Genomic DNA, 21,569 nt, shown 5'->3' with positions numbered 1-21,569 from the left:
TACCCTCGGCGCCCTGCGAACCCAGTAGTCAAATTTGAGGAACCAGTCATAGCTGTGCACAGGCATCAAGCGGCGACCTCGCAACCGGCCACCGAAACAGCCCGCCACCCGGCCGTCTTCGTACCCGGCACCCCGGCGCGCGCGGGCCGTGTGGCCTTCTGGTCACCGGACGGCTCGGACCCAACCCCCTCCCTCGACGGCCGGCCGGAAGAGCTGCCGATGGTGCTGCCCGCCGGGAACGGCGTGGCCCACGCGCGCGTGCCGGTACGCACGCTGTCGTTGCGCGAGGCGCTGCCGGTGCTCACCCGCGCGCGGGTCGTCGACGACTCGCACCGGGCGACGGCCTTCTGGGGAGCCGTCGCGGTACTCGCACTCCAACTCACAGCGCGCGGGCTGCTGTTGCCCGGGCTCACGGCCGGGGATCAGGACGCCTGGCGCATCGGCCCGCTCGACGCCGAGGACCTGCGGCGCATCGACGAGCTGGCCGCCGCGATGCCGCCAGAGGCGCACGCGGCCGCCCTGTGCGGGCCGGACGGCGAGGTCCTCGATCCGCCGCGGCTGGCCGAACCGACCGCCTTGGTCCGCGGTTTCCTGGACGCGGTCGCCGACACTCTCCCTCGGTCACCGGCTGCCGAACTGGCCACCGGGCACGCCGCGTTCGCCGCCGATGAGCCCCAGCAGCTGCCCGCGCAACGCGGCTGGGCGGCCGATGTGGCCGCGGGCCACGACGCCGGTGTGCGCCTCTCCCTCCGGGTCGAGGTGCCCGGACTCGACACGGCGGATCCAGAGGCCCCGCCGTCGGCCTTCCGGGCCGTGCTCCAGGTGCACAGCATCAGCGATCCGGCGCTGGTCGCCGACGCGGCGGAGGTGTGGGCGGATGCGGACAGCCGGGGCCTAGGGCCCCGTGCGCGCCTCGACGCCCTGCTGGCCCTGCGCCGGGCGGCGCGCGCGTGGGCACCGCTCACGCCGCTGCTCTCCGCGGCCGTACCGGATGCCGTCGAACTCGCCCCAGAAGAAGTCACCGACCTCATCGGGGCCGCTTCCGGCACGCTGGCGGCAGCCGGCGTCGCGGTGCACTGGCCGAAACAGCTGGCGCGCACGCTCACCGCACGTGCCGTGATCGGCACGCCCGACGACGGCGCACCGCCCGATGGCAGCGGCCGCGGCTTCGAGCGCGGCGAGTCCGGTGTGCCGTCGTTCCTGTCGGCCGACGCCCTGCTGTCGTTCAACTGGCGCTTCGCGCTGGGCGATCAGCAGCTCAGCCGCGCCGAACTCGACCGCATCGCCGAGGCGAAGCGGCCGGTGGTGCGGCTTCGCGACCAGTGGGTCCTGGTCGACCCGCAGGCGGCCCGCCACGCCACCGAGCAACCGGACCGCAAGGTCACCCCGATCGATGCGCTCAGCGCCGCCCTGACGGGGTGCACGGAGGTCGGCGGCGAGCGCTTCGAGGTCGAGACCACGGGCTGGCTGTCGCGGCTGCGCGAGCGGCTCGCCGACCCGGAGAGCGAGCGCTCGGTGCCCCAGCCGCCCGAGCTCGCCGCGACCCTCCGCGACTACCAGCTGCGCGGCCTCAACTGGCTCGCTCGTATGACCTCGCTCGGCCTCGGCGGTTGTCTCGCCGACGACATGGGCCTCGGCAAGACGATCACTCTGATCGCGCTGCATCTGCACCGTGGGCACGATCCCGAGTCCGCGGGTCCGACCCTCGTGGTCTGCCCGACGTCCCTGATGGGCAACTGGCAGCGGGAGATCGAGCGCTTCGCGCCCGGCACTCCGGTACGGCGCCACCACGGCGGTGCACGGAATCTGGACGGCCTCGGGGCCGGCGAGTTCGTGCTCACCACGTACGGCACCATGCGGCTGGACGCCGCGCGGCTCGCGGACGTCGGCTGGGGCATGGTGGTCGCCGACGAGGCGCAGCACGTGAAGAACCCGTACTCGGCGACCGCGAAGGCCCTCCGGGAGATCGGTGCCCACGCGCGCGTGGCGCTCACCGGCACTCCCGTGGAGAACAACCTCTCCGAGCTGTGGGCGATCCTCGACTGGACCACGCCAGGGCTGCTCGGCCGTCTGGGCACGTTCCGCAGCCGGTACGCGCACGCGGTCGAGGGCGGCGAGGACCCGGCCGCCGCGGAGCGACTCGCCGCACTGGTGCGCCCGTTCCTCCTGCGGCGCCGTAAGTCGGACCCGGGCATCGCGCCCGAACTGCCCCCGAAGACCGAGACGGACCGCACGGTCTCCCTCACGGCCGAACAGACCGGCCTGTACGAGGCGTTGGTGCGCGAGACGCTGGCGGTCATCTCGGACTCCACCGGGATGGAGCGCCGCGGTCTGGTGATGCAGCTCCTCACAGGGCTCAAACAGATCTGCAACCATCCCGCCCAGTACCTCAAGGAGGAGCTGCCGGCCGCGGGGAGCCGCACCACCGGCCGGACCGCCCCGCTCACTCTGGCCGGCCGTTCCGGCAAACTCGAGCTCCTCGACGAGCTGCTCGACACGATCCTCTCCGAGGACGCGAGTGTGCTCGTGTTCACCCAGTACGTGCGAATGGCGCGGCTGATCGAGGCGCATCTGGCGGCCCGCGGGGTGACGACCCAGTTCCTGCACGGCGGCACCCCGGTGGCAGAGCGGGAGTCCATGGTCGAGCGCTTCCAGGAGGGCCGGGTACCGGTGTTTCTGCTGTCCCTGAAGGCGGCGGGCACGGGCTTGAATCTCACGCGCGCGGGTCACGTCGTGCACTTCGACCGCTGGTGGAACCCGGCCGTCGAGGCACAGGCCACCGACCGCGCCTACCGGATCGGCCAGACCCAGCCCGTGCAGGTGCACCGGATCGTCGCGGAAGGCACGATCGAGGACCGTATCGCGCAGATGCTGGACCGCAAGAGGGAGCTGGCGGACGCCGTACTGGGCTCAGGAGAGGCGGCGTTGACCGAACTGACCGATGCGGAGCTGGCGCACCTGGTCGAGCTGCGAGGGGGATCACGGTGACCGACATGCACGCGCGCGAGGACGGCGACCACGGTTTCGGCGACGAAGCACACCAGGGCGGTGCGCCCACGGAACGCACCTTCGCAGCTCTTCCACCGGCCCAGGGCCGTGGTTTCGCCACCACCTGGTGGGGTCGCGCCTGGCTCAAGGCGCTCGAGGACACCGCCCTGGATCTTCAGCAGTTGAAGGCCGGGCGCCGGCTGGCGCGCGCGGGGTCGGTGGGCGCCGTGTCCGTGCGTTCGGGCCGGATCACCGCGGTGGTCCAGGACCGTGACCGTACGGCGCATCGCTCCGATGTGATGCTGCAGCGGCTCGACGAGGAGGAGTGGGACCGGCTGCTCGACATGGCGGTGGAGAGTGCGGGCCACATCGCCGCCCTGCTCGACCGCGACATGCCTCCGCACCTGGTGGAGGACGCGGCCGCGGCCGGGGTGGAGCTGCTTCCCGGCATCGGTGATCTGGAGCCGGAGTGCGACTGCGGGGCCTGGGACCACTGTGGGCACACGGCCGCCCTGTGCTATCAGTTGGCCCGGCTCCTCGACCAGGATCCCTTCGTACTGCTGCTGCTCCGCGGACGCGGTGAACGGGAAGTGCTCGACGAACTGCAGATGCGCACCGCCTCCCGGGCCGCGCCCGTCGGTGCCGGGGATGCCGTGGAGCCAGCCGCGCCGGCGGGCGTTCCGGCCCTGGAGGCGTATCGCACGGGGGACGTGCTGCCGGCGCTGCCCGCCCCGCCGCCGGTGCCCGACGCGCCGGGTGCTCCCCCGGCGCTCGACACGGACACGGAGCCCGCGCCGGGCCTCGACGTGTCCGGTCTGGAGCTCCTGGCGGCCCGCACCGCGGCGGCCGCTCACCGCCTGCTGGCCGAGGCCCTGGCACCGGGGCACGAACGGCAGCCGGTCCAGGCGCGGCCGACGGTCTCGCAGGACGCCGTCCGCCTCGCCGCGGCCGGGGCGAGCAAGGCGCAGTCGGCGCGCCTGGCGGCCGGCACGGGGCGCGATCCGGAGGGCCTGCAGCGGGCGGTACGCGCCTGGGAGTGGGGTGGCCATGCGGGCATCGAGGCGCTGGAGGAGTCGTGGTCGCCCGATCCCGCGGCACTGGCACGCGCGCGTGCCGCCCTGGATGCGGAGTGGGACCGGGCGGAGCGGCCGGAGTTGGCCCGCTCCGGCAACCGCTGGACGGACGGTGAGCACGGCGTCCAGGTCCGCCTGGCGCCGAACGGCCGCTGGTGGCCGTACCGCAAGGAGCGGGGTCGTTGGGAGCCGTGCGGCCCTGCGGCGCCCGATCCGGCGACGGCGTACGCGGTGGCGACGGGCAGCGAAGTGCGCTGAGGGCGGGCGGTGTTCGGTCCCGATCCGCGGCGGGCAGGCGCGGGGAGGGCCGGGGCGCGCTCGACCGGCGCGCCGCTGAGGAGTGCGCCTCCCTCGCCCGGCGGTGTGCAGCGACCGCCGGGCGAGGTGGCCCGTAGGTGACTTCCTGTCACCGTCCGCCTGGAACATCAAGATCAAGCCAGGCATGCCCCGACCTGTGAAGCATCACAGCGCCGCATCGGCCGGTCAGCGCGCGGAGCGGCTGCGTCGTACCGGCCGTGCCGACGCGGCCGAAACACACGCGGTGGCGACCGGCGCATTCCAGCAGGTCGGACACGCTCCCCGAACAGTCGCACGGGCGCTCACCCCGATCGGCGATTGATCAAGTAGCCGGCCGTCCGGGAGCGTTGATCACGGCTCAGAGGGGTGCGGACCGCGGCCGGACATTCGCTGGGCCGGCCACCGGCCAGGTGACTCACCGTCACCGGCCTGACGTCGTTCAACGGGAGATGTACATGCTCGGACGGAACACCAAGCGCGCCCTCGCCCTCTCCGGGGCCGGCGCCGCTCTGCTCGGCACGGCACTGATGTCGTCGGGACCCGCGATGGCGGACACCGCCGTCGTCGCGTGGACCCACGGCAAGGTGCACGCGGGTCCGGCACTCGGCGAGCGCGTCGTGAGCCATGTCAACAACGGCTACAGCTACAACGCGCAGTGCTGGCTCGAGGGCGATCTGGTCAACGACAAGGGCATCAGCAACCGCAACTGGGTCCGCCTGAAGCTCAACAGCGGCGGCATCGGCTACGTCAGCGCCATCTACCTGAAGGGCGACGACAAGGGCAACGTGCCGAACCACTGCTGACCCCGCGCCTCCTCCGGCGGACTGCGACGGCGCTGACCGCCGGGGGCGGACCGCGGCGCCTCCCGCCCCTCGCGGGAGGCGCCGCTTCGGCGTTCCCGGCACACCATGCGGCGACCCGCCGACCGGCGGACAGCCGCCCGCGCCCTGCCGCCGGCCGGGAACCAGCCGCCCGGCCCTTGCTAGCGGCCGGCCGCGTCCGCCGGAGCGCCGAGGCCGGTGGGCAGGTCGGACGGCAGCAGGTCGGTGGGGACATCGGACGGCAACAGCTCGGTGGGGAGATCGGAGGGCAACTCCGTAGGCAGATCGGACGGCAGCTCGGTGGGCAGGTCGGACGGCGCTCCGGTCGGCAGCTTCGAGGGCGTACGAGTCGGCGGATCAGGCGTCTCGCTGGTGCGATCACCCGGGTTCGCCGGATCGCCCCGATCGTCCCGGCCGTTGAGCACGACGACCACGACGGCGATCGCCGCCACCGCGAGCAGCGCCGCCAGGATCAGGAACGGCGGACGCCGACCGCCCGGCCCCTGCGGCGGCAGCCCCGACGGTTCGGGACCGGGCGGCGGCGGTGGCGGTGGCGGTGCTTGAGGCGGCGGCGTCTGAGGAGGCTCGGGCGGCATGGCCATGCTCCCAGCGTCACCCATGGGCCGCCACCGTGCGCGCCATACAGGCGAGTTGGGCCCGATCACACCGCCTGCCCGGCCGGAACCCTCGTCCGCTGCGATCCGCCGCGCATCCGCCGTCAGCCGCGATCCACCACACATCCGCCATCAGCCGCGATCCGCCGCGCATCTGCCGTGCCTGTTTCGTCATGGCACTGAACAAATTAATCTCCGGCACTATCCCTGGAAAGCTCCCGGTCGCCCGATTCTCGGACGGAGATTCTCGATGTCAGTTGCGGACGCGCCCCTCGTCGTCGGCGTGGACAGTTCCACTCAGTCCACCAAGGCCCTGGTGGTCGACAGTTCCTCGGGAGAGGTCGTCGCGAGCGGGCAGGCCCCGCACACGGTGTCCGGCGGCGCCGGCCGGGAGAGCGATCCCGAGCAGTGGTGGCAGGCACTTGCGGACGCCCTCGCCCAGTGCGGCGACTTCGCACGGCGGGCCGCGGCTGTATCCGTGGCAGGCCAGCAGCACGGCCTGGTGACGCTCGGCGCCGACGGACGTCCGGTGCGCCCGGCGCTGCTGTGGAACGACGTCCGGCCGGCGGCCAGGACCGCCGATCTGGTGCAGCGCCTCGGCGGCCCCAAGGCGTGGGCGGATCGCATCGGGAGTGTGCCCGCTCCCGCATTCACCGTCGGAAAGTGGGCCTGGCTGCGCGAGCACGAGCCGACGGCGGCGGCCGCCACGGCGGCCGTGCGCCTCCCGCACGACTACCTCACGGAGCGCCTCACCGGCCAGGGCACCACGGACCGCTCGGACGCCTCGGGCACCGGCTGGTGGGCCGCTTCCATCGAACGCTACGACGAGGAGATCCTCGCCCTCGCCGACCTGGACCCGGTGCTCCTGCCTTCCGTCGTGGGCCCGGGCGAGGTGGCCGGCACCGTACGCGAGCTGCCCGACCTCCCCTTCAGCAAAGGGACGTTGGTGGGTCCGGGCATGGGGGACAACGCCGCGGCCGCCCTCGGACTCGGCCTGCGTCCGGGCACCCCGGTACTCAGCCTCGGCACATCCGGCACCGTGTACGCGGTCTCGGAACAGCTCGTGCCGGACCCGAGCGGCACGGTCGCCGGATTCGCCGACGCCCGCGGCGACTGGCTGCCGCTGGCCTGCACCCTGAACTGCACGCTCGCCGTGGACCGCATCGCCGCACTGCTCGGCCGGGACCGCGAGGCCGTGGAGTCCGGCGGCTCCGCCGTACTGCTGCCGTTCCTGGACGGCGAACGCACACCCAACCTGCCGGGTGCATCCGGCCTGCTCCACGGGCTGCGCCACGAGACCACCGCCGGTCAGCTGCTGCAAGCCGCCTACGACGGTGCGGTGTTCGCCCTGCTGCGGGCGCTCGGCCTGGTGCTCGGCCAGGACGAGCGGACGGTCGACGGTTCGGCCTCTCCCCTGCTCCTGATCGGCGGCGGCGCCCGTGGCACCGCCTGGCAGCAGACGGTGCGCCGGCTCAGCGGACGGCCCGTGCAGGTCCCGCGGGCACAGGAGCTCGTCGCGCTCGGCGCTGCCGCCCAGGCGGCCGGGCTGCTCACCGGCGAGGACGCGGCCGCGGTGGCGCGCCGCTGGGGCACCTCCGACGGGCCGGTCCTCGAGCCGACGGAACGCGACGACGCCGCCTGGGAGCGCATCGAGGGCGTCCTCTCGGACGCCGTGCCGCTGTTCGACGGATCCGGATCCCCGGGCGGCACCTCCTAGTTCTCCGAAGCCGGCATCGAGCCCGTCGGTACCGACCCGGTACCGGCAGTCCCTCTTTCGCCTCAACACGGCGTAGCCGTACGGTACTTGACGCTTCATCGAATCGGCGGACCACACCGTCCGTGCACCACGTCGAGTACAGCGCACCCGTGCGCCCCGACGGTCACGCCGACCGTACGTCCACCTCCGCGCGGGCCGCTCGTACGCCCCCACACAGAGAGGCAAGGACCATGGACCGAGCCCGACGTATGCCGAGCAGGCGCCGCATCCTGCAGGGTGCGGCGCTGGCCGTCCCGGCGGCCCTCGTGCCGGCCACCGCAGCGACGGCGGCCCGCCGGCGTCCGCGCGACTATCCGGACGCCGAGTGGATCCCGGCGAGCCCCTCCAACTACACCTCCTCCGACCGCCCTTCGGCGTATCCGGTCGACTTCGTCGTCGTACACGTCACGCAGGAGACGTACGCGGACACCCTGGCGATCTTCCGGAATCCCGACAAGCAGGTGTCCGCGCACTACCTGGTCCGCTCGAAGGACGGCCATGTCGCCCAGTGCGTCGCCGACCGCGACATCGGCTGGCACGCGGGCAATTGGGACTACAACACCCGCAGCATCGGCATCGAGCACGAGGGCTGGGTGGATCAGCCGGAGTACTTCACGGACGAGATGTACGCCTCGTCGGCCGCCCTGACCGCCCACCTCTGCGACACCTACGGCATCCCCCGCAACCGCGACCACATCATCGGCCACAACGAGGTGCCGGGCGCCACCCACACCGACCCCGGTCCGCACTGGGATTGGGCCCGCTACATGCGGCTGATCAAGGCGGCGTGAACCGGCCGCCCGGCGACCGCCGTTCGCCCGTTCCTGCTGGGGCGGTTGTCGGGCGCCCGCCGCGGGGCGACGATGGCAGGTGACGCATCGCCCCCGAGGGGAGGCCGAGTTGACGGATCCGTGGGTCGCTCTCACTTCCGGCGTGGATCCGGCGGACCATGCGCGTGCCCTGCGCGGCGCGCACGACACCTTCACCGCCGCGGGCACCGTCCAGCGGCCCGTGCGTGCCGTGGTCGCCGATTCCTGGCAGCGCTCGGCCCGGGCGAGGGTCAGTCCCGACGGCTCCGCACGCGTGGAGTTGACCGACGACGACCTCGGTTCCTATCGCGCGGAGCATCCGCTGGCCCGGGTGATGCCACTGTTCCGCGAACTGATGAGCACCTTCGCCACCGACGGGGAACACCTTCTGGCTGTGTGCGACGCGCACGGCAGACTCCTGTGGGTGGAGGGGCACAGCGCCACCCGCAAGCGCGCCGACTGCATGAACTTCGTACCGGGTGCCCGCTGGTCGGAGACGGCGGTGGGCACCAACGCCCCGGGGACCGCGGTCGCGGTCGATCATGCCGTGCAGGTCTTCGCCGCCGAGCACTTCACCCGCCGTGTGCAGCCCTGGACTTGCGCCGCCGCCCCCGTGCACGATCCGCACACCGGACGGCTGCTCGGTGCGGTCGACATCACCGGCGGCGACCGGCTCGCCCATCCGCACAGCCTCGCCTTCGTGCAGGCCGTCGCCCGCGCCGCGGAGACCCAACTTGCCCTGGACCAACGCCCCGTCGGCCGCAGCACGGTCGAACTGCACGCACTCGGCAGGGACGAGGCACTGCTCGTCGCGAACGGCCGCAAGCTGCGCCTCAGCCGCCGTCACAGCGAGCTGCTGGTCCTGCTCGCCTGCCACCCCGAGGGCCTGACCGGTGATCAGCTCCTGGTGCATCTCTACGAGAACGAGTCGATGTCGCCGGTGACCCTACGGGCCGAACTGTCCAGGCTCCGCGGCCTGCTCGGCCCCGATCTGCTCGCCTCCCGCCCGTACCGGCTCACCGAACCGGTGGAGTCCGACTTCCAGCTGGTGGAGCGAAGGCTGGCGACGGGAGCCGTGTCGGCGGCGATGCGGGCGTACGACGGTCCGTTGCTGCCGCTGTCCCTGGCGCCCGCGGTGGCCACCCTGCGCGACCGGCTCGACCGTGCGCTGCGCGCCGCCCTGACCGACCGTGGTGATCCCCAGTTGCTCGCCGACTGGGCGCACAGCCCCTGGGGCACCGAGGACGCCGACATCTGGCGCGCCCTCGCCCGCTCCCTGCCGCGGGGCGCGCCCGAACGGGCCGCGGTCCAGGACCGGTCGGACGCCCTGGACGCGGAGCAGTCCGCCGCAACGTGGTTGCAACCTCCGCGCACCTAGCGTGCCGGGACAGCGCTGCCCAACGGCGGGCAGCAGTCCACGGGAGGCCAGCAGAGATGACCCGTTACGCCGCGCCCGGCACCGAAGGCGCCCTCGTCTCCTACCAGTCCCGCTACGACCACTTCATCGGTGGTGAGTACGTACCGCCCGCGGCCGGCCGGTACTTCGAGAATCCGAGTCCGGTGAACGGACGGTCCTTCACCGAGGTGGCCCGCGGCACCGCCGAGGACGTCGAGCGCGCCCTCGACGCCGCGCACGCGGCGGCTCCCGCCTGGGGCCGGACGCCGGCCGCGGAGCGTGCCGGTATCCTCAACCGGATCGCCGACCGCATGGAGGCCAACCTCGAGTCCCTGGCCGTCGCCGAGTCCTGGGAGAACGGCAAGCCGGTCCGAGAGACACTGGCGGCGGACATCCCCCTCGCCATCGACCACTTCCGCTATTTCGCGGGCACCATCCGCGCGCAGGAGGGTTCGCTCAGCGAGATCGACGACGACACCGTGGCGTACCACTTCCATGAGCCGCTCGGCGTGGTGGCGCAGATCATCCCGTGGAACTTCCCGATCCTGATGGCCACTTGGAAGCTGGCACCCGCGCTCGCCGCGGGCAATGCGGTGGTCCTCAAGCCGGCGGAGCAGACCCCGGTCTCCGTGCACTACTGGATGAGTCTCATCGCCGATCTGCTGCCGCCCGGCGTGGTCAACATCGTCAACGGCTTCGGCGCCGAGGCAGGCAAGCCGCTGGCGTCCAGCCCGCGGGTCGCGAAGGTCGCCTTCACGGGTGAGACCACCACGGGCCGGCTGATCATGCAGTACGCCTCGGAGAACATCAAACCGGTCACGCTGGAGCTGGGCGGCAAGTCGCCGAACATCTTCTTCGACGACGTGTGGGCCGAGGACGACGCCTTCCGCGACAAGGCCCTCGAGGGCTTCACCATGTTCGCCCTGAACCAGGGCGAGGTCTGCACCTGTCCGTCGCGTGCGCTCATCCAGCGCGGCCACTACAGCGAGTTCCTGGACGCGGCGGTCGCGCGCACCGAGCAGATCGTCCCGGGCCATCCGCTGGACACCGAGACGATGATCGGCGCCCAGGCCTCCAACGACCAGCTGGAGAAGATCCTTTCGTATCTGGACATCGGTCAGCGCGAGGGCGCGAAGGTCCTGACCGGCGGCCACCGCGTGCAGTACGACGGCGAGTTGGCGGGCGGTTACTACGTCCAGCCGACCGTCTTCGAGGGCGACAACCGTATGCGGATCTTCCAGGAGGAGATCTTCGGTCCGGTGGTGTCGGTCGCGTCCTTCGACAACTACGACGACGCCATCAAGATCGCCAACGACACGCTGTACGGCCTCGGCGCGGGGGTCTGGACCCGGGACGCCAACACCGCCTACCGGGCGGGCCGTTCGATCCAGGCGGGCCGCGTCTGGGTGAACAACTACCACGCCTACCCGGCCCACGCCGCCTTCGGCGGCTACAAACAGTCGGGCATCGGCCGCGAGAACCACCGCATGATGCTGGACCACTACCAGCAGACGAAGAACATGCTGGTGTCGTACTCGCCGGACAAGCTGGGCTTCTTCTAGAGCCTCAAGTTGGGTGCCTGGAAGAAGCTTTGCCCTTTCAGGCACCCACAGAGTGCAGCCACTATCAGTGACCCGTCAGTAACCTTCTGGATCCATTCACCGCGAAATTGCGCCCGCCCCGGACCAGCCATGGACCATCTGGGCGCTACGTTTCGGCGACGTCTGGTGGTGGGCGTGATCACACAACAATGTGCTCTCGGGTGGTCTCGAGGTCGTTGAGCACCGCGAGGACTGGTCCCCAGCACATGCCGACGGTGTCTCGATCCGGGACCACGCCGCGTTCTCGTTGCTTGCGGAGGTGGACGAAGTTTCGATACTCACGGACGATCGCCATGAAGTCGTGGGCGTCCATCTGAATCCATCCTCGGGTACGAGCAGTGTCGAGCAGCAGGGCAAAGCTCGCCCGTTCAGGGGCAACGCGCTTCTCGCCCTGGGGGAAGCCTCGTTGAAGGCTTGGATCTCTATGGGTTAGTACCTCGAGGAGAAGGGCTTCCGTGAAGCTGCCGATGCCGATGAGCGCCATGCCGTACGCACCGTGCTGCTCACAGATCTGCGTTTCGGTGACCCTCTCCATGAGTTGTTGCAGGAACTCCTCGCTGCTGACGAGGGGACGGATTCGCTCTTCCAGGTCCTCGGGGGCGGAGAACAGCGTGCTGTGACCGTCGGTGCCGACCTCTCCCAGGACGGGGCGCCCTGCGACGTAGGTGACCGCCACCCGCTCTGCTGCGAGGAGACTGTTCAGCTCTTGGCGGATGATCTCGGCGGAGGAACGGCCGTCGTCGTATTCGAGCGGGTCACAGATGCGACAGAGCAGTCGACTGACAGCGGCGTGGTCATCGGTACCGGCCATGACGTCCGTAAGCCACGCGATGCGCGGTGAGCCGTCGTAGTCGGGAGGCGATGGCCAGGCTGCGCGTCGCAGGAGTTGTTCCAGCTGGTAGCCGCGCCGTTCGAAGGGGCCGTCAATGTCGACGATGAGACGAGCGACGCGCTCAAGGGTCAGGACGTCGAGCTTCTTCATCAGTACGCTTCCTTGTCTGCCGGGTTCTGGGCCTGTTCGAAGGCGCGGATGAGACGTTCGGTGATCACGCGTCCGCGTCGTTTAAAGCCGAGTTCGGTGAGGGCCTGGCCGACTCGGGTGTCGCGATCGAGCTGGTACCCGTCGCTCAGGAGCCAGTTGGCCAGCGCGAGCAGGTCGGCGTCGCTGTAGTCGGCGGTGCGTCCTCCGTGCGGCACAGTGGGGCGTGCGCCGCGGCCGACCGCCGGTGGAGGAGCCGGCGGGTGTTGGACTGAATCGGGGATTGGTGCGCGGTCGGCCCGATCTGTGGCATCACGCCAGGTGTCGAGGAGTCGTTCGAGTTCGGCGCTTGGGTTGGCGAACCAACTGGACGCCCAGATGCGGTGGAAGCGCCATCCCAGTCGTTGGAGGTGTTCTTGGCGCAGTCGGTCGCGGTCGCGAGCGCTGGGAGCTCGGTGGTAGCGGTCGCCATCGGTTTCGACGGCGAGGACCATCTGTCCAGGGCGTGTGGGGTGGCCGAGCGCGAAGTCGATGCGGTAGCCGGACACGCCCCATTGCGGTGTGACCGGGACGTCAGCTGCTTCGAGGGCGGCGAGGACCTGTTGCTCGAAACCGTTGAGGTTCCAGTCGGTGCGTGCACTGCCGGTGCGCTGGAGGTCTCCTCCGTGAGCGGCGTACTCCAGGAACGCGCGCAACATCTCGGGGCCGCGGTGGCGGGTGGCCAGGAGCTTGGACGGGTCGAAGTCGTGGTGGGTGAGCGAGGTGACGACGGTCATCGACTGGCGGGCGCGGGTGATCGCCACGTTGAGGCGACGCTCTCCCCCTTCGTTGTTGAGCGGGCCGAAGTTCATGGCCAGGCGTCCGTTGGCGGCTTTCCCGTAGCCGATGCTGAGGATGATGGCGTCTCGTTCATCGCCTTGGACTTGCTCGATCGTTTTGACGAAGAAGCGTTGGCGCGGGCCAGCATCGGGGCTGAAGTAGTCCTGCAGGTCCGGGTGGCCTTTCAGAGCTTGGGTCAGACCAAGTTCGATCCGCTCTGCGTGCCGCTGTCCCATGGTGATGACTCCGAGACTCTGGCCCGGTGTGCGGGTGGCATGTGCCAGAGCGAGGTCGACGACCCGTTGCACTTCTTCGTCTGAGGAGCCGGCTTGGCCGGGGCGGGCCTGGGCGTCGACGATGTCCAGGCGTAGTGGACTCGCCTGGGTGGTGCCCGGAAAGGTGACGAGTGTGTCGTTGTAGATGGTGTGGTTGGCGAAGGCGATGAGGCGTTCATCGCGGCTGCGATAGTGCCATTTGAGGGTGTGTACGGGGAGGTGGCTGCACAGCATGTCGAGGAGGGATTCGAAGGCATCTGGCGCGGCGTCGCCAGACTCGTCGTCATCGGATTCTTCGCCTGCGCCGCTGAGAAGCTTCTGGAAGAAGGTCGTCGGGGGGAGTTGGTGCGGGTCGCCGGCGACAATGACCTGGTGGGCGCGCATGATGGATGTGATGGCGTCGTGCGGAAGGACCTGGCTGGCTTCGTCGAAGATGACGACGTCGAAGAGGCGAGTGGCGGGTAGAACGCGACTCACGACGAGTGGGGACATGGCCCAGCACGGTTTGGCGGCCATGAGGACGTCGGGCGCCTTTTCAACCAGTCTGCGGACGGACAGGTGCCGGGATTTTCGGTGGGCCTGGGTGCGCACGAGGGTGTTCTGGTCGGGGTGCGTATCGCGGGCTTTCCGCAGGCGGGTGGCGACCTCGTACCGGACGCGAGCCGGATTGAGGTCTCGATGGGTGCGGTCGAGACGTTGGAACTGCTCGATCGTGTGATCGTGCTCGGTTCCGACGAAGGAGCGCAAGTAGGGGTGTTGCATGTGGGCCTCGTCCAGGACAGAGGCCCACCAGAGGTGGTTCAGGGTTCCGACAGCCCTGTCGGGCGTGGTTCCGGCTTCGGCGAGCTCGTCCAGCAAGCGGCCGAGCCCGGCCGACTCCAGGCGGTCGGTGAGCTGGTTGAGCTCGGGCATCCGCAGCAGCGTCGCGCGGTCCTGGTCAAGTCGCTGGATGAATCGGTCGACGTCGTCGGTGGACGTGTTCTCCCATCCGTCCCAGCGCACGCACAGGGCGATCGCAGCCAGCTGATCACGCACCTGCGTGAAGGAGGCGACAGCGTTGGCCAGCCCGGGGACGGCCCATGGGCTGCTTTCGTCAGTCGTAGCATGTTCCTGCCACCGGGCCTTCTGATCGGCTGCCTCCGTGAGTGCCGCGTGCAGCAAAGAGCGGGTTCGACAGCCGTCCTTGGCCAGTCCCCGCGCTCTGGATGTCAGTTTTCGACGTTGCCACCAACCGATCTTCACTGAGCGCTCCTTGCGCCAGGCCTGGTCTGCTGTCGCGGCGATCATGTCGCTCAGGCCCGAGTCGAAGACGGCTACCTCGAAGCGGCTGAGGGTTGTGGTGACGTCATCCAGCAGAGCGAGGAGGGATTGCCATCCATGGACGTCGTCGGCCGGTCGCAGTCCCGCTGCGTTCACGAGCTTCTCAACGGTGCGTCGGGCATCTGTGAGGGCACGGCCGGTGAGTTGGTCGAGGCTGGCGACGACGGAATGCAGTTCGTTGTCGGAGCGGACTGGCAGGTGAGACCAGGGGGAGGATCCGCATCGCACCAGAAGGCCGTTCTTGGCCACAAGGGCGCGCAGGTCGCTTTCGGTTTGGAGGAGCTGCTCTCCGTGGAGGCGGTACAGGTCGCCGCCGCGAAGCCGCAGCCGGGTGTGCTGGTCACGAGGGCTGGCCATGAGGCGCGTGATGAGTTGGTAGGGACTGATCTCCCAAGGCGCCAGAAGCTGGTGAAACTCCTGGACGTGCCTCAGGGCCTGTTCCCGATGGCCATCAAGACTTCGGTGGAGACCGTCAGGGCGGGGTGGAGGCTCTTTTCCGGCGCGTTCCAGGGCCTCATACAGTTGCCTGGCGGTCTGGCGGCGGCTGAGCTTGTTGCCATGCAGGTCGAAGACCAGTCCGCCGAGGTCGACCTCGGCAAGACTGTCGGTCACCGCTTCGATGGCGGCACGCTTCTCGGCGACGAAGAGCGTCCGTTTACCCAATGCCGCAAAGGCGGCGATCAGGTTGGCGATGGTCTGGCTCTTGCCCGTGCCGGGTGGTCCTTCAATGACGAGGTGAGCGCCGGCCAATGCGGCGCTGATGGCCTTCTGTTGAGAGCCGTTGGCGTCACGTACCAGATATTCCGACCGAGGTGCGGTGGAGTCTGCGCTGGAGGCCACGTGAGAGGCTGTCTCCGCATGCAGGGCACGTTCGGCCTCCTTGTCCTTGGCCAGGGCCGCTACAACCGGGTGGCTCGCCAGCAAGTCAACTGATCGGGCGAGGTCGTTGACCATGGGAAGGCGGTCGAAGCTGAAGACGCCGGCCACCACACGTTCTTCAAGTTCCACACTGAGGTGGCTACGGGTGCAAGCCGTCTGCAGCACCGCATAGGCGCAACGGGTACGTTCACCAGGATCCGCGCACTCCTCGACCGCGTTCGCGATCTTGTCAGAGAGCTCCTCGAGATCACCATCCAGACCGTACTGTCGGCTCAGGGCGTAGAGCAGGACTGGGTTGATCTCGGCTTCGCTCACTCCTTCGAGGACGAAGTCGCTCTCCGTCGCGGTGCGCGGTTCAATGGTCAGCGGCTGCAGGAGAAGGGGAGCACACAGGGCTGCGAGCGGACGATTGCCACGCGTAGTTGAGGGCTCGACACGCACCAGGCCAAGCGCCAGGCGCCCGGCGTCGATGCCCTGTTCCTCCGCCAGTTCGACCATCTTGCGGCGGAGACCACGCGCTCGCGCCCACGCCGTTTTGTGATCATCAACGGCCGGGAAAAGGCTGGCCAGTCGGGTTGCGCGGCCATTCAGTAGCGAGGTCAGTGCCTGTGACGCCGCACAGGTGACGTCCAGGGTCGCCCGCTTCGTGTCTTTGAAGTGCAGCAGAGTGTTGTAGGGGCCGAAGTCGATCAGCGCATCGGACCACTGCTGCGCGCAGACCTCCACCGCCCGGCGGCGTATAGGTCCCACGTGTTCGTCCACGTCTCCCCCTTGGCTGATCTGGGCTGCTAGCTCCGACCGTGTATGGGTCGTCGTCCGCTCTCGGGCCGAGACGAACAGATCAACATACGAGCGGAAGAGGTCATGCCACAGGCAAAATTGAGACACACAGGGGCGCGTCGGAAGCACACACGGCGCAGATGCGGCGCATTTTCAATGAACGGGTCTCAGCTCGTGTACAAAATGACCTTCGGCTGCGGAGCCAGAGCATTTCGCTTTACTCGCCTGCGATCACGACGTGCCACTCTCGAGTGCCGCCTCTTCACCTGCCGCAGGCGCCACGTCGACATCAGCACCGTCAAGAACCTCGCCTTGCCACGATCGCAACATGCAAGAGCGACAATCTCCGCCTGCCGCGAGGCAGGCGCTTGGCAGTCGAACCGCACCACGGCGCTCTTCGGGACCGCCTGAGAGGCGACCATCTTGCCCAGAGTTGATCTACACGAGGCGAACTCAGTTCCAGCCAATTCGACATTTCACATGCCATGCGCACTTGCGTGCGCCTGGCCACCCCCGACTACGTTCCACGCCAGCTACAGAGGGCGACGGCGTAGGGGGATGGATGGCCAGGACCGCGCGACAGACGATGAACGCACTCCGACGCCCAGCGAGCATCTACCTCCACTCCACACAGGAGCTCGTCGCCCAGGTCGAGTCGACGGCAGCGGCCGTCGACAAGAAGCGGCGCGAAAACGGGCAGAGCGCGCTCCGCAGAAAGCCCACACTTCACCCCGTCGCGCGCGCACAATCAGGCTCCACGATTGAACTGACACCTTGGCAAGTGCTGCACGCGCTGGCGCGCGGATACGTGTTGTCAGGCCAGGGCATGGGGCACGGACTCGCAGAACACTGGCTGAGTCTGAAGTTCTGCGAAGCCCTGCATGGGAACCGCGCCCGCGCCATGGACCTCACTGAGAGGGGCCGTACGCCCGAGAGTTGGTACAAGGGGATGCAAGCACGCGAGTTGGCCGTGGGGTTTGGACTCGCAGCAGCGGAACACATCGTGCAACAACGGTATCCGGGCCACATCGTCTCGGTGGTGGATACGGGAACGGTTCTGCGTGCCGGCTGGCCGCCAAACGTCTCGCAGCACAGCAATTCCTCACGGCCGCGCCCTGACTACATCCTTGAGGCTTGGAAGCCCGGCGAACCTTCGAAGATCACGTTCGTAGCGTGCCGCGGTAACCACCAGCAGCCCAGCAAGCGAGGTGGCAAGACGCGCAGCACTACCCTTCAACAGTTGGTCAAGGGCGCCGAGCTGACCGAGGGCATGCAGTTCGGAGACTGGAACACCGCTGCCAGCCTGATGCTCTCGACCGAACTCATTGGTCAAGGCGGCATCGTGGTCAATGTGATCGAGTCACCAGGCGACGCTCAGCTCCCCCTCCGAGTACCAGGAGCGCCCGGAAACGCAGACGACGAGATCAGAGATAGACCCGGCATCCCGTACCTCAACGCCGTTCAGATCCCTGTCCATGAAGGGCAACGAGCGCACCGAGTCGACGGATTTCAAGTAGGCCCTGACGACCTCGCGTGGTTCGGTCAACTCCTTGCACGAACCGGGGCAGCCGGCCTGACGGCCTTCGCAGGCGGCGGCCCCAACACAGCCCACTACCTGACCGCACGCCAAGGCCGAAAGCACTACCAGGTGCCCATTTTCGCCGCGACGTCAAGTGTCGACGACGCACAAATCTATGTTGGCGGCGTGAAGTTCGTAGGTACCGATCACGTCTTCCGGCTGGGATCCGTGCGCGTCGAGGCTTTCTCCGGAATGGCCGAGAATCTGTACAAGTTAATCAAAGAGGGAGAGGTGGAAGAATATCGGCGTGTAGCCCACAACCTGAGTTCGACGTGGGGCGATATCCAGAAAGAGGACAGGCAGACCAGTCCCCTTTCCCTTCAACCGAACGGCACCGTGATGGCACTAAGGATCTTGCCGCTTCGACGACAGCGCAAGCCCTGAGTCGCCGTATCCAATGGGCCCTTCTACCGCAAGACAAGACTTTCCTCGGTGACGCCTGGACTGGGATTGCCGAAGGAAATCATGCAGAACCCACTTCTCCCGTAAGCAAGTCAAACGATTCCTGCCCCACAGAAGCGGGACACGCGGTTCTCAGACCTCCCGGGGATCTTGCTGGTCGAGCGCAGCCAGCACGGAAGTCGGACACAGGGCGCTGGTCCGTCGCGCCCAGCACTCTGGATCCTCTCCTTCCGCGAAGCACCGGATCCTCGTGGTAGTTCAGGTAACGAGCGACGTCGACGCCTGGCGGGCAGACCTCGTCGAGCACGAGTCACCGACGAAGTTTGTGGGGTCGACGAGCCACCCCTCCCGCACCACAACGGATGGCTTCAGGACGTTTCCACGGTCAAGCTCCGCACGAATGTCACCCGACGTTCTGGCAGTCCGGCCGCTGCCGTCCCGATGGTGTTCAAGCCCGTCGGGTACGCCCAGTCACGCCGGCGGGAGACCACGGGAACCCATCCGATCCCGCTGGTCCGCGCGGGCGCCCGTTTCGGGAATGGCCAACTGGTTGAACGCACCGAGAACCACGCGGTCTGAGAAGGATGCAACCGTGACCTGTTTCGGCATCTACCGCACGAACACCTACACGGCCCAGCAGGTCACCGACTTCCTCGCCGACACGACCCGCATCAAGGTCCAGCCGAACGCCATTCCAGGAGACGACGGCACAGAGACCCTTGATCCCAGATTGCCAGCGTACGGGCAGCCACCCATCTGCTCCGTCCGGTCCCGCCTCCCGATCGCTCGCACTACAGCGACAGCATGACCCGAACGGGTCCCGCCAGACCAAGATCCGGACCATTCCCGGCCCAGCCCCGCCCGAAAGCTGCACCAACTACCCTTGCCCCTGGTCAACGTGGGTGCAGCGGCTGTACCGCCAGCAGACCAAGAACATGCCGGTGTCGTACTGGCCGGACAAGCTGGGCTTCTTCTAGGAGTACGAGAACGGCGCCTGACCTGGTCCTGTGCCGGTCGGGCGCCGTTCTTGGCTCAGGCGCGCAGTACGACGCCGAAGCGGGTCTTCATCCGCCGCAGTTCCCACAGCGAGACAGCCGTCACCGAAAGCGGGCCGCCCAGGACGGAGCAGAACTGGACGAGAGGTGGGCCCGGCGGCATGCCGCCGTCGCCGATCACGCTGAAGGCCGCGAACACCCACACCAGTGTCATGGTGAGGACGGGCGGCAGCATCGGGTGGACCTGGGCGCTGTTGAAGGCGGTGCGGGCCGAGTACAGCGAGGCCAGGAAGAAGAAGGGGAAGCCCCACACGATCACGACCAGCGAGGCGATGACCAGTGCGTACTCCCAGAGGCTCTTGCCGTCGTCGGCGTTGACCGTCTGGGCCGTCGCGACGAGGATCCCGCCGATCACGACCAGCGTCAGGACGTACCAGCCGACCGCCTTCAGCGGAGCGCGCAGTCGGGAGCGCAGCTGTGGCCGCACATGCGGGGGCGCGTACCGGATGAAGCCGATGATGACCAAGGGCGCGGCGATGATCAGCACCACTGGCGCGATGATCAGTTGGGCGGCGCCGCCCAACGCCGCGTCCTCCCAGCGGTTCGGATCCACGTTGTAGGCGAGGATCAGGAAGACGGTGGCGGCGGCACCGAGCACCGTGCGGATCCCCTGGACGCGGTCCACGGTGCGGTCGACGATCCGGCCGTCGCCCTCCTGCGCGAAGAGTCTGGTGGCCACGCGGTGCGCGGAGCGGAACAGCATGCCGATGAGCCCGAACCGCCGGCGCCGGGGGGCGGGTCTCGTGGGCCGAGGGCCGTAAGGGTTCGGGCCCGGATTCTGTGGTGGCACTCCGGGGCCGCCGTGCGGTGGTCCGTAGGGAGCGCCCCAACCGCCTTGCCCACCCGGTCCGTTGCCGCCAGGCTGATTCGGGCCGTTTGCCGGCCCCCATCCCCCCGAAGCCATGCCGATCTCCGTTTGCTTCCGGCCAGTTGACATTTCCTGTGCTGGCAAGCGCAGTGTACGGGCAGCACAGGGGACGGAAGCCGCGCTCGTCGCCGCTCCCGCCATAGTTTGCCAGCCCTAGACCAGATGGCTACGAACCCTTCGCTCAGGCCCGCTCGACGAGGCGTCCGGCCCTCGCCCGCACGGCCCGCCTGAACTCGACGCGCGGGCAGATCCAGTCACTTTCCGGATTCCCGGCAGCTGTCGTCTCTCGCTTCAGGCGCGGCGGGCCGCCCAGACGGTGCGTTCGGTGCGGACCGTCAGGTCGTCGCGGTGCAGGATGCTGTGCGGGCTCCGGGCGTCCAGGAGTTCGTCGAGTGCGGCGAGGTCCTCGGTGCCGAGCGCGGGTGCGGCGGTGCCGCGCAGGCGCTGCAGGCTGCTGCGGGCGTAGCGGGTGACGGCCTCGCTGCGGGCGGCCTCGATGCGGACGGTGATGGTGCGCTCGTCCTCGACGGTGAAGCCGGCGGCGCTCAGCATCGGTCCCCAGTCGGCGCCGCGGTGCGGGACGTGTTCGGCGTGGAAGCTGTTTGTCGCGGCGTGCGCGCGCTCCTCGAGGCCGGGCCTGTGCTCGGGTACGTCGTACGGCAGGAAGCGGGGGAAGCCGTCCAGTTCGACGACGGCGAACAGGCCGCCCGGTGCGAGTAGTTCGCGGACGCTGCGCAGGGCGCGCTCGGGGTGGGCCATGTGGTGCATCGACGCCGAGGCCCACACCAGGTCCGGTGTGCCGAGGTCCGGCCAGCCGGCGGCGTCGAGGTCGGCCTGCACGGTGCGTACGCGGTCCAGGACGCCCTGGGCGCACGCCTTCTCGCGCAGCAGCTGCAGATGACCGGCGGAGGTGTCGACGGCAGTGATGTGGGCGTCGGGGAATCGGTCCAGGAGGGCGAAGGTGCCCGCTCCGGTGCCGCAGCCCAGATCGACGATCTGGCGGGGCGCGGACTTCAGGGGCAGCCAGGCGGTGATGGACGCGATGTGCTCGGCGAGGACCTCGGCGTCCAGGTCGAGGATCTCCGCCTGAGCCCTGTCGTCGTGGGGTGTGTGCTCGTGCGGAGTGTGCTCGTGGGGCAAGTGGTCGTGCGCATGGGTCATGGCTGCACCGTAGAGCCGTGCTGCGCCGATCGCAGCGTCGGTTGCCGTATCCGCAAGAAGGTGGCCCCAGCTGCTGCCGGCCACGCAAGATCCTGCC

General features: G+C 69.1%; 13 protein-coding genes and 1 pseudogene. 9 read left to right on the top strand and 5 right to left on the bottom strand.

The genetic code is table 11. The features are described from left to right. Positions 1-54: 54 nt before the first annotated feature. From DY218_RS24795 to DY218_RS24785, 3 genes are all read left to right on the top strand, one after another. Positions 55-2,988 (top strand): SNF2-related protein, encoded by a 2,934-nt coding sequence (locus tag DY218_RS24795; protein WP_407703679.1) that lies wholly within the window; start codon positions 55-57, stop codon positions 2,986-2,988. 5 nt (positions 2,989-2,993) lie between these two features. Further along, a complete protein-coding gene (locus DY218_RS24790; RefSeq protein ID WP_407703682.1) occupies positions 2,994-4,319 on the top strand; it encodes an SWIM zinc finger family protein in 1,326 nt (441 codons plus the stop codon). Positions 4,320-4,813: 494 nt separating this feature from the next. Further along, positions 4,814-5,161: an SH3 domain-containing protein gene (locus DY218_RS24785; protein ID WP_128558357.1), complete on the top strand. Its 348-nt coding sequence runs from the start codon at positions 4,814-4,816 to the stop codon at positions 5,159-5,161. A 179-nt stretch (positions 5,162-5,340) separates the two neighbouring features. On the opposite strand, the gene DY218_RS24780 is transcribed toward DY218_RS24785, so the two are convergent. After that, positions 5,341-5,781, bottom strand: coding sequence for a hypothetical protein (locus tag DY218_RS24780; RefSeq protein ID WP_128558356.1), 441 nt, complete (start codon positions 5,779-5,781; stop codon positions 5,341-5,343). 262 nt (positions 5,782-6,043) lie between these two features. On the opposite strand from DY218_RS24780, the gene xylB reads away from it, so the two are divergent. The 4 genes from xylB to exaC all read left to right on the top strand — a co-directional run bounded on the left by xylB (position 6,044) and on the right by exaC (position 11,316). Then, positions 6,044-7,510, top strand: coding sequence for a xylulokinase (xylB, locus tag DY218_RS24775; RefSeq protein ID WP_128558355.1), 1,467 nt, complete (start codon positions 6,044-6,046; stop codon positions 7,508-7,510). Between the two features lie 230 nt (positions 7,511-7,740). After that, complete coding sequence (locus DY218_RS24770; RefSeq protein WP_128558354.1) at positions 7,741-8,340, top strand: N-acetylmuramoyl-L-alanine amidase; 600 nt, start codon at positions 7,741-7,743, stop codon at positions 8,338-8,340. 109 nt (positions 8,341-8,449) lie between these two features. Next, on the top strand, positions 8,450-9,736 hold the full coding sequence (locus DY218_RS24765; protein WP_128558353.1) for a GAF domain-containing protein: 1,287 nt from the start codon (positions 8,450-8,452) through the stop codon (positions 9,734-9,736). Positions 9,737-9,792: 56 nt separating this feature from the next. Beyond that, complete coding sequence (exaC, locus tag DY218_RS24760) at positions 9,793-11,316, top strand: acetaldehyde dehydrogenase ExaC (RefSeq protein WP_128558352.1); 1,524 nt, start codon at positions 9,793-9,795, stop codon at positions 11,314-11,316. A gap of 178 nt (positions 11,317-11,494) precedes the next feature. On the opposite strand, the gene DY218_RS24755 is transcribed toward exaC, so the two are convergent. Together DY218_RS24755 and DY218_RS24750 are read right to left on the bottom strand one after the other, a co-directional pair. Beyond that, positions 11,495-12,337 (bottom strand): hypothetical protein, encoded by an 843-nt coding sequence (locus DY218_RS24755; RefSeq protein ID WP_128558351.1) that lies wholly within the window; start codon positions 12,335-12,337, stop codon positions 11,495-11,497. Then, complete coding sequence (locus DY218_RS24750; protein ID WP_128558350.1) at positions 12,337-16,389, bottom strand: AAA domain-containing protein; 4,053 nt, start codon at positions 16,387-16,389, stop codon at positions 12,337-12,339. Before DY218_RS24750 ends, DY218_RS24755 begins: the two co-directional genes overlap by 1 nt. 580 nt (positions 16,390-16,969) lie before the next feature. On the opposite strand from DY218_RS24750, the gene DY218_RS24745 reads away from it, so the two are divergent. Next, entirely contained in the window at positions 16,970-18,370 is a 1,401-nt protein-coding gene (locus tag DY218_RS24745) for a hypothetical protein (protein WP_233521891.1), read from the top strand. A 396-nt stretch (positions 18,371-18,766) separates the two neighbouring features. Continuing rightward, positions 18,767-18,967: pseudogene (locus tag DY218_RS35950) on the top strand (IS256 family transposase); the annotation flags it as partial. Positions 18,968-19,420: 453 nt separating this feature from the next. Here DY218_RS35950 and DY218_RS24735 read toward each other — a convergent pair. Then, positions 19,421-20,146, bottom strand: coding sequence for a hypothetical protein (locus DY218_RS24735; RefSeq protein ID WP_233521890.1), 726 nt, complete (start codon positions 20,144-20,146; stop codon positions 19,421-19,423). Positions 20,147-20,602: 456 nt separating this feature from the next. Continuing rightward, positions 20,603-21,472, bottom strand: a complete 870-nt coding sequence (locus DY218_RS24730) for a class I SAM-dependent methyltransferase (RefSeq protein ID WP_128558348.1) — start codon at positions 21,470-21,472, stop codon at positions 20,603-20,605. Between the last annotated feature and the right edge of the window lie 97 nt (positions 21,473-21,569).

Source organism: Streptomyces triticagri (genome assembly GCF_003429565.1).
Classification (GTDB): domain Bacteria; phylum Actinomycetota; class Actinomycetes; order Streptomycetales; family Streptomycetaceae; genus Streptomyces; species Streptomyces triticagri.
The sequence above is the reverse complement of the archived record's forward strand: the minus strand, read 5'-3'. Positions and strand labels throughout refer to the sequence as shown.